Source organism: Streptomyces sp. NPDC059524 (assembly GCF_042749255.1).
Lineage (GTDB): Bacteria > Actinomycetota > Actinomycetes > Streptomycetales > Streptomycetaceae > Streptomyces > Streptomyces xanthii.
In genome coordinates, this window is record NZ_JBHYTK010000202.1 from 1 (window position 1) to 9,279 (window position 9,279).

7 protein-coding genes are annotated in these 9,279 nt (G+C 72.9%); 3 read left to right on the forward strand and 4 right to left on the reverse strand.

Annotated features, from left to right (window positions below; translation table 11 throughout):
- The 3 genes from ACFW9D_RS34905 to ACFW9D_RS34915 form a co-directional block, all read right to left on the reverse strand.
- The coding region (locus ACFW9D_RS34905; RefSeq protein ID WP_384628863.1) for a lipid-transfer protein at positions 1-1,179 on the reverse strand (1,179 nt) is incomplete at its 3' end.
- Positions 1,176-1,634, reverse strand: coding sequence for a Zn-ribbon domain-containing OB-fold protein (locus ACFW9D_RS34910; RefSeq protein WP_223206209.1), 459 nt, complete (start codon positions 1,632-1,634; stop codon positions 1,176-1,178). The genes ACFW9D_RS34910 and ACFW9D_RS34905, both read right to left, overlap by 4 nt.
- Positions 1,635-1,850: 216 nt before the next feature.
- Positions 1,851-2,663 carry a M15 family metallopeptidase gene (locus ACFW9D_RS34915; RefSeq protein ID WP_384628866.1) on the reverse strand — a complete coding sequence of 271 codons (813 nt, stop codon included), beginning with the start codon at positions 2,661-2,663 and terminating at the stop codon, positions 1,851-1,853.
- Between the two features lie 85 nt (positions 2,664-2,748).
- Between ACFW9D_RS34915 and ACFW9D_RS34920 the strand changes: the two genes are divergently transcribed.
- Positions 2,749-3,291, forward strand: a complete 543-nt coding sequence (locus ACFW9D_RS34920; RefSeq protein ID WP_384628869.1) for an NUDIX domain-containing protein — start codon at positions 2,749-2,751, stop codon at positions 3,289-3,291.
- Between the two features lie 274 nt (positions 3,292-3,565).
- Here the strand turns inward: ACFW9D_RS34920 and ACFW9D_RS34925 are convergent, their stop codons facing one another.
- Complete coding sequence (locus tag ACFW9D_RS34925) at positions 3,566-5,959, reverse strand: glycoside hydrolase family 31 protein (RefSeq protein ID WP_384628872.1); 2,394 nt, start codon at positions 5,957-5,959, stop codon at positions 3,566-3,568.
- A 215-nt stretch (positions 5,960-6,174) separates the two neighbouring features.
- On the opposite strand from ACFW9D_RS34925, the gene ACFW9D_RS34930 reads away from it, so the two are divergent.
- Together ACFW9D_RS34930 and ACFW9D_RS34935 are read left to right on the forward strand one after the other, a co-directional pair.
- Positions 6,175-8,148, forward strand: coding sequence for an acetoacetate--CoA ligase (locus ACFW9D_RS34930; RefSeq protein ID WP_384628875.1), 1,974 nt, complete (start codon positions 6,175-6,177; stop codon positions 8,146-8,148).
- Positions 8,149-8,263: 115 nt separating this feature from the next.
- On the forward strand, positions 8,264-9,172 hold the full coding sequence (locus ACFW9D_RS34935; RefSeq protein WP_188340108.1) for a hypothetical protein: 909 nt from the start codon (positions 8,264-8,266) through the stop codon (positions 9,170-9,172).
- The last annotated feature ends 107 nt before the right edge of the window (positions 9,173-9,279 follow it).

The window sequence follows — 9,279 nt, forward strand, 5'->3', positions numbered from 1 at the left end:
GACCACCGACGACCCGTGCCCGAAGAGCCCCTGGTTCGCTGTCACCCCGACCCGCGCCCCCTCCACCTGCCGGTCCCCGGCCGCCCCGCGCAGCTGCCAGGTCAGCTCGCAGACCTGGGCGATCGCCTGCGCGGGCACCGCCTCGCCGAAGGAGGCGAGGCCCCCGCTCACGTTCACCGGTATCCGGCCGCCGAGCGCCGTCGCCCCGTCCCGCAGCAGCTTCGCGCCCTCACCCGCGTCGCACAGCCCGAGGTCCTCGTACCACTGGAGCTCCAGGGCCGTGGACAGGTCGTAGACCTCCGCGAGCGACAGGTCCTCGGGGCCGATCCCCGCCTCCTCGTAGGCGGCGCGGGCGATCGACGCACGGAACCCCGGCCCCTGCGGCTCCGCCCCGGCCGCCGAGTCCGTGGCGATGTCCGGAAGGTCCGGCACCGTCGTCGGATAGGTCGGCGTGACCGTGGAGACCGCCCGGATCCGCACCGGGTCCCGCACCCCGCGTCGCCGCGCGAACTCCATGCTGGTGAGGACCAGCGCGGCCCCGCCGTCCGACGTCGCGCAGATGTCGAGCAGCCGCAGCGGATCCGCGACCACGGCGGACGCCGCCACCTCCTCGGCGGAGACCGTCTTGCGGTAGCGCGCGTTCGGATTCAGCGTCCCCGCCGCCGCGTTCTTCACCTTGACCCGCGCGAAGTCCTCCAGGGTGTCGCCGTGCAGCGCCATGCGCCGGCGCGCGTACAGCCCGAAGTACGCCGGGTTCGTCGCCCCGAGCACCCGGAAGCGCAGCCAGTCCGGATCGTCCGGCCGGTCACCGCCGGCGGGCCGGAAGAAGCCCTTGGGCGCGGCGTCGGCGCCCACCACGAGCACCACGTCCGCGAGGCCCGCGAGAATCTGCGCCCGCGCGGTGCTCACCGCCTGCGCCCCCGAAGCGCAGGCCGCGTACACGCTGGTCACCCGGGCGCCCTGCCAGCCGAGCGCCTTCGCGAACGTCGCCCCCGCCACGTACCCCGGATAGCCCCCGCGCACCGTGTCCGCGCCGACCACGGACGTCACGTCCCGCCAGTCGAGACCGGCGTCGGCCAGCGCCGTCCGCGCCGCTGCCGTCCCGTACTCCACGAAGCTGCGACCCCACTTGCCCCACGGGTGCATGCCCGCACCCAGCACCGCCACGTCCCCGGTCATGCCCGCACCCCCGTCGGCCGCCACTGCCACGTCGTCCAGACCGTCCCGCTCTCGTCGTCCCCCTCCTCGCCGAGCACGCCCGGCACGACCTCCACCTCCATGCCGACCTCCAGATCGGCCACCGACACCCCTTCGACCCCCTGGCCCAGCACCACCATCCTCTCCGCGGCCAGCTCCACAGCGATCAACGTGCGGGGCTCCCACGGAAGTTCCGGGTCCGAGACGTACGGCGCCGGCGGCCGGTAGCGGCCGTCGGTGTACGACCAGACGCGCCCGCGCCGCGACAGCGGGACCTCCACCAGCTCCCCGCCCGCACAGGCCGGATTGCGGCACAGCCCGTCCTCGCGGGGGAAGAACACCGACGCGCAGGCGGCGCAGCGCGTCCCCAGCAGCCGGAAGTCGTCGCCCTCTCCGGTGAACCAACCGGCCACGACCGGTGTACGCGTACGCCCCACAGTGCCTCCCCGGCAGCGAACATCTGACGGAACGTCAGAAGTGTGCCACGGGCAACCGTCGGGCGGCAGGGGGCGGCGGAAGCCGGCAGAGGTTCGGCAGGGGAGCGGCAGAACCATGCGGCGCCGTTCGGCGTCCGTGTAACGGGGAGGGCGCAACCGGGATCCACGGGGGTGGTTCCGGTCGCGCCCTCCGTCCGTGCCGGGGCCGCTAAGCGGTCAGTTCCGGCCGGCCAGCGACTTCCGCGAGACCGGGAAGTCGAAGTACGTGTCGGGGAAGAGCTCGGGCTTGTACGTGTAGTGCCACCACTCCTCCGGGAGGTTCACGAATCCCTGCCCCACCAGGGCGTCACGCAACAGGTCCCGGTTGGCGCGCTGCGCGCCCTGGATGCGCGGATCGTCGGTGTGCGCGAGCGTGTCGAAGCAGTCGAACCCGGTGCCCATGTCCACCGAATTGTCCGGGAACCGCTCGGCCTGCGGCCCGTAACAGGGGGTCAGTTCCTCCCCGGGCACGTACGCGCGCGTGGGCAGCGCCGGCAGCTTCACGAGCGTCAGGTCGAGCGTGGAACCGCGGCTGTGCCCCGACTTGGCCGCGATGTAGCCGTCCTCGAACAGCCGCGTCTTGTCGACATGGGGATAGAACTCCGGCTTCATCCGCTGGTCGCCCAGATCCTCGGCCCAGCGCACGAAATGGTCCACCGCCCGCTGCGGCCGGTAACAGTCGTACACCTTCAGCGAGTAGCCCCTCTTCAGAAGCCCCGTCTGTGCCTTGTGGAGCGCGTTCGCCGCCGGACGCGTCAGGATGCACATCGGCTTCTTGTAGCCGTCCACCGGCTCCCCGACGAAGTTGTGCTCCGTGTAGTAGCGCATCTCCTGGATGATCGTCGGATCGACCTCGCTGAGCGCCACGAACTCCTTCGGCGCCTTCGGGTCGGGCTTCGCCTGCGCGGCGGACGGCGCCACGGCCACGCCGAGCAGCGCGGCTGCGGTGACGGCGACGAGACGCCGCAGAACGGTTCCGGTTCGAGTCATGGCCCAGCGTCTACCAGGAAGCGGCCGCTCGGGGGAAGACCGGCGGGAGCGATCGAGTGCGGGGCGATCGGATAAAGTCCGCGCCGTGTCCGCATCGACGACCCACCCCACGGCCTCGACCCCCGTACCGGGCTCCCACTGTTCGAGCTGCGGAGCCCCCTACGAGACCGGCACGCACGGCTGGCCGCGCACCTGCCCGGCCTGCGCCACCGTCGTTTACCGCAACCCCCTGCCGGTGGCCGTCGCCCTGCTGCCCGTCCACGACACGTCGGGCACCGCCCTCGTGACGATCACCCGCACCATCCCGCCCGCGCTGGGGAGGACCGCCCTGCCCGGCGGTTTCATCGACGACCACGAGGACTGGCGGCACGCGGTCGTCCGCGAACTGGCCGAGGAGACCGGCATCGTCGCCCCGGCCCGCGAGGTCCGCCTGGCCGACGCGATGAGCGCGCCCGACGGCCACCTGCTCCTCTTCGGCCTGCTGCCCGAACGCCCGGTGAGCGAACTGCCGCCCAGCACCCCGACGAACGAGACCACAGGCTGGCAACTCCTGCGCCGCCCCACCGAACTGGCCTTCCCACTCCACACGGCAGCCGCGAAGGCCTGGTTCGAGGGCCGCTACAGCTGAGGTCGGCGAAGCGGCGCCGCTCCGCAGCCCGCCGCAGCCGGCCGTGCCGGTCTGAAGCTGCCCGATCCGCCCTGGGCTGCACACCGCGACCCTGAAGGCGCTGCCACGGCCGTGCCGGAGAGCGCTCCGACCCTGCTCCGCGCGGGCCAGTGACGGCACCTCACATCCCCCGCACCCGCGTCGCACACGTCCCCGGACCCGACGCCTTCCTCCCCGGGCGCGCGACACGCCCCAGCGCGGCCGCACGGGCCCGCTGAGGCCCGCTCGCGCTCCCTCACACCCCCCGAACTCGCACCGGATACGCCACCGGCCCGGCCCCCTCCTCGCCGACGTCCCCCGCATCCGGCTCCACCACGACCCGCCCCCCGCTCCACCGCGTCCGGAACCGCTCGATCGCCGGCTCCTCCCAGCCGTCCCCGGGGTCCGCCACGACGACACCGCTCCCCGTCGCCCCACGGACCGGAGCCCACGCCTCCAGCACCAGACCGCCGTCTTCACCGCGCACCGGAATCACCGCTCCCGCCCGCGCGAGCACCGGCACCCGCGACAGCGGCGCCTCCACCGTCACCAGCCCCGGCCCCTCGAACACCGCTCCCGTGGCCGTGTCGTACCAGCGCCCCCGCGGCAGCCGCACCCGCCTGTGCCGCGCCCCCGGCTCCGTCACCGGCGCCACCAGCAGGGCGTCGCCCAGCAAGAACGCGTCCTCCACGTCCCGCAGCGCCCGGTCCTCCGGAGCGCCCCACCACAAGGGCCGCACGTACGGGGCCCCGCTCCGCTGCGCCAGATGCGCCAGCGTCACGAAGTACGGCACGAGCCGATGCCGCTCCTCCAGCGCCACGCGCGCGTGCCCGAGCACCTCGTCGCCGAACGTCCACGGCTCCCGCCGGCCCGCCCGCAGCGCGGAATGGGTACGGAACAACGGCAGATACGACCCCAGTTGCAGCCAGCGCAGGTACAGCTCCGGCGACGGATGCCCGTCGAACCCGCCCACGTCGGGCCCCGAGTACGGCACCCCGCACAACCCGAGCCCCAGCACGAGCGACAAGGAGGCGCGCAGTCCGGGCCACCCCGAGACGACGTCCCCGGACCACGTGCCCCCGTAGCGCTGCATCCCGACCCAGCCCGACCGGGAGAACACGAACGGCCGCTCCCGGGGCCGGAGTCCGAGCAGCCCTTCGTAGCCGGCCCGCGCCATGCACAGCCCGTACACGTTGTGCGCCTCCTGATGGTCGCCACCGCGCCCCTCCAGGGCGTGTCGCGACGACCGCGGCAAGGTGGTCTCCCCGAAGGCGGCGAACGACACCGGCTCGTTCATGTCGTGCCAGAAACCGGCGAAACCCTGCGCCAGCCGCTCCTCGTACAACCCGCCCCACCAGGCGCGCACCCGCTCCGCCGTGAAGTCCGGGTACACCGACTCACCCGCCCACACCACCCCGCGCGCCGGCTCCCCGCCGGCGTCCCTCACGAAGGCGTCCAGCGCCCGCCCGCCCTCGTACACCGCGCCACCGGGCCGCGCCTTCACCGCCGGATCGACGATCGACACCAAGCGCACACCCTGGTCGCGCAACTCCTCCGCCAGGAACGGCAGCGCGGGAAACCGCTCCTTGTCGACCGTGAACACCTCGTGCGCCGCCAGGTGGTCGATGTCCAGATGCACCGCTTCCAGGGGCAGACCGCGCTCCTTGTAGCCGGCGACGACCCGGCGCACCTCCTGGGCGTGACCGAAGCCCCATCTGGCGTGCTGATAGCCGAGCGCCCAGGAAGGCGGCACACACGGTGCCCCCGTCAGCTGCGTCCACACCTGCAGCACGCGCGCGGGGGTGCCCACCACCACCCAGCAGCGCAGCGGACCGCCGTCCATCCGCAGCTCGGACGTCCCGGCCCGGTCGTGCCCCGACCCCGCGCCCTCGCCCCCCTCGCGCAGGCTCACCACGCCGTCCCAGGTGCTGTCGTGGAACACCAGATGCGTCCCCGCGTCGGCCACGACCAACTGCACCGGCATCGTGATCGACAGCGGATCGTCACCCGGCCCGAACGAACCCCCCGGATCCGTGTTCCACAGCCGGTACGTCCCGCCCCGCAGCCGCGGCCCCGACGCCCGCCCGCCGAGCCCGAAGAACCGCGCGTCCGCAGCCACCTCCGACCGCTGCACCCAGCGCGCCGCACCCCCGCCCTCCGGCTCCCACCACCGGGGCGGCAGATCCCGCCGCAGCGTCACCCCGCCGGGCGTGCACACCTCCACGGCGCCGTGCCGGGACACCACGACGGTCACCCGCTCGGACACCACCCGCCAGCCGCCGTCCTTGTCGGGTTCGAGAACCGCCCGCGGATCCGCCTCGGGACACACCCCGGCCAGCGCGTACGACGGACCGGGCTCGGCCCCGTCCCAGCCCCAGAAGACGGCCCCGCCGACCGCGACCCGGATCCGCAGCGCCGACCGGGCGAACCGCACCACCCCACCGCCGGGCTCCGGCTCGGCCCCGACCACCGCCCCCGGCACCCGCGCCCGCTCCGGACCCCGCGCCGCCAACCCCGCAGCGTCCGCCCGGCGCCGCCGCCAGGACGCACGGACGGCCCGCAGCCACTGGACGGAGCCGGCCGACGCCACCGCCGAGGGAACCGCAGAAGGAACCGCCCTCACCGAGCGCACCAGGTCACGACCGTTCATGCTGCTCACCCTGCCATCGGCGCGCCCCCGCGCGTGTCGCGTTCAACTCCCGTTCATCCGTGGTGCCGCCACATCTTCACGACACGGACTATGTGGGGTCCGCCCTGGTGCGGAAGTCGATCACATGGCATCGTCCTGTCAGCCGCGTCACGCGCACACCCCAGCCGTGCGCGCGCCAAGGACGCACACGCCGCGTACATCCCGGGAGCCGCCCCATGTCCACCGCGAACCCCATCCCGCTCTGGCAGCCCGACCGGCAGCAGATCGCCGACGCGCAGGTCACCCGGTTCCAGACCTGGGCCGCCGAGCACCACGGAGCACCCGCCGAGGGGGGCTACGCGGCCCTGCACCGCTGGTCGGTCGCAGAACTGGAGACGTTCTGGAAGGCCGTCACCGAGTGGTTCGACGTGCGCTTCACCCACCCCTACGCGCGCGTGCTGGGCAGCCGCGCCATGCCCGGCGCCGAATGGTTCCCCGAAGCCACGCTCAACTACGCCGAGCACGCCCTGCGCACAGCCGACGACCCCGCCCGCGCCGACACCCCGGCCATCCTCCACGTCGACGAGACGCACGAACCGCGACCCGTCACCTGGGCCGAGCTCCGCCGCCAGGTCGGCTCGCTCGCCGCGGAACTCCGCGCCCTCGGCGTCCGCCCCGGCGACCGGGTCAGCGGCTACCTGCCCAACATCCCCGAAGCCGTCGTCGCCCTCCTCGCCACCGCTGCCGTCGGCGCCGTCTGGACCTCCTGCGCCCCGGACTTCGGCGCCCGCAGCGTCCTCGACCGCTTCCAGCAGGTCGAACCCGTCGTCCTCTTCACCGTTGACGGCTACCGCTACGGAGGCAAGGAGCACGACCGCCGCGACACCGTCGCCGAACTCCGCGCCGAACTGCCCACCCTCCGCGCCGTCGTGCACATCCCGCTCCTCGGCACCGACGCCCCCGAAGGCGCCCTGGAGTGGTCCGCCCTCACTTCGGAGGACGTGGCCCCCGTCTACGAAGAGGTGCCCTTCGACCACCCCCTGTGGGTGCTCTACTCCTCCGGCACCACCGGCCTCCCCAAGGCCATCGTCCAGTCACAGGGCGGCATCCTCGTCGAGCACCTCAAGCAGCTCGGCCTCCACTGCGACCTCGGCCCCGGCGACCGCTTCTTCTGGTACACGTCCACCGGCTGGATGATGTGGAACTTCCTCGTCTCCGGCCTCCTCACCGGCACCACGATCGTCACGTACGACGGCAGCCCCGGCTACCCCGAGACCGGCGCCCAGTGGGCCATCGCCGAACGCACCGGCGCCACCCTCTTCGGCACCTCCGCCGCCTACGTCATGGCCTGCCGCAAGGCCGGCGTGCACCCCTCCCGCGACCACGACCTCTCCCGCGTCAAGTGCGTCGCCACCACCGGCTCCCCGCTGCCGCCCGACGGCTTCCGCTGGCTCCACGACGAGGTCCGCGACGACCTCTGGATCGCCTCGGTCAGCGGTGGCACCGACGTCTGCTCCTGCTTCGCCGGCGCCGTCGCCACCCTCCCCGTCCACATCGGCGAACTCCAGGCCCCCGGCCTCGGCACCGACCTCCAGGCCTGGGACCCCGACGGCAACCCCCTCATCGACGAGGTCGGCGAACTCGTCGTCACCAACCCCATGCCCTCCATGCCGATCCGCTTCTGGAACGACCCCGACGGCAGCCGCTACCACGACAGCTACTTCGACACGTACCCCGGCGTCTGGCGCCACGGCGACTGGATCACGCTCACCTCACGCGGCTCCGTCGTCATCCACGGCCGCTCCGACTCCACCCTCAACCGCCAGGGCGTCCGCATGGGATCCGCGGACATCTACGAGGTCGTGGAGCGCCTCCCCGAGATCCGCGAGTCCCTCGTCATCGGCCTCGAACTCCCCGACGGCGGCTACTGGATGCCCCTGTTCGTCCACCTCGCCCCCGGCGCCGCCCTCGACGACGACCTCCGCGACCGCATCAAGCGCGCCATCCGCGAACAGCTCTCCCCGCGCCACGTCCCCGACGAGATCATCGAAGCCCCCGGCGTCCCGCACACCCTCACCGGCAAGCGCATCGAGGTCCCCGTCAAGCGCCTCCTTCAGGGCACCCCGCTCGAGAAGGCCGTGAACCCCGGCTCGATCGACAACCTCGAACTCCTCAAGTTCTACGAGGACATCGCCCGCAAGCGCGCCTGACACCACCCACCCGCACCCGGCCGACCGCCACGGCCGGGTGCATTGTCAGTACCCATGATTACTCTGAGTGAGCATTGATCGACCACGTGCACACAGCGTGAACTCAGGGGGAATCATGACGCACACACAGCCCACCCGGAACGGCCGCACCACGAGCCTGCGCACCGCACTGCGCCAAGAGGTCGCCGGCACCATCGGCCTCCTGGCCGACGAGCAGGACTTCTCCGCGATGCGGCGCTACCGCAGCTTCACCTTCGACGACCACAAGACCTACCTGCGCCAGGTCGAAGGCCTCCTCAAATCCCTCGCCGCGAAGGGCGGCCACACCACCGTCGCCCTCTTCGACCCCGACGAGTACGAGGAGTACTGCGCGGAGACCGGCCTGGAACCGGACACACCGGCCAGCCGCACCCGCTTCACCGCGGAACTCGCAAGCGTCGGCCCCGCCATCGCGTACGAGGGACAACCCCTGGACGACCTCGTGCCCGAACTGGTCGACGAGGCCGTCCGCCAGGCGACCTGGCAGTATGCGTCCACCACCCTGTCCCACATCGGCCCCTGCGCCGGATGCGGCCAGGACATCGGCCGCGCCGCCTTCGCCCGTGCCTCCTACCTGATCGCCCGCGCCGTCGACAGCGTCGGCTCCGGCGCCCACCACTGGGTCGGCAGCGTCCCCACCACCCAGGGCATGCTCCACGCCGTCCTCCACGTCGATGCCACCGAACCCGGCACCGTCACCCTCGACGAGACCGAGGCCATGGAGTTGACGACCCTCTTGGCCCTGGCCATCGCGCACGGGAACGCCTGCGCGCTCGTCGTCCGCACCACGACGGGGGACACCCAGCGGATCTACGGCTGGCGCCTCAAGGACGAACGGCTCGAACCCCTGCCGGCGGCCCGCGTCTTCGACGCCTACTGCAACGACACCGAATCCGGAGACCTGACCGCCCCGGAACCGGGCGTCGACTACTGCACCGCACCCGACATCGCCGACGCCGGCCCCGCAGGCCCCCACTGTCACTGAGGGGACAAAAGACGTGGGGGGGGGCTCCCCACAGGGGGAACACCCCCCCCCCAGCGGGGCGGCCCGCGACCAGCCCCGCCGCAACCCCCGCAGCGCCAGACGGGCGG

Bases quoted from the DNA above. Each gene is read 5' to 3' on its own strand.
- ACFW9D_RS34925 (WP_384628872.1), bottom strand. From the start codon at position 5,959: ATGAACGGTCGTGACCTGGTGCGCTCGGTGAGGGCGGTTCCTTCTGCG.
- ACFW9D_RS34930 (WP_384628875.1), top strand. From the start codon at position 6,175: ATGTCCACCGCGAACCCCATCCCGCTCTGGCAGCCCGACCGGCAGCAG.
- ACFW9D_RS34915 (WP_384628866.1), bottom strand. From the start codon at position 2,663: ATGACTCGAACCGGAACCGTTCTGCGGCGTCTCGTCGCCGTCACCGCA.
- ACFW9D_RS34935 (WP_188340108.1), top strand. From the start codon at position 8,264: ATGACGCACACACAGCCCACCCGGAACGGCCGCACCACGAGCCTGCGC.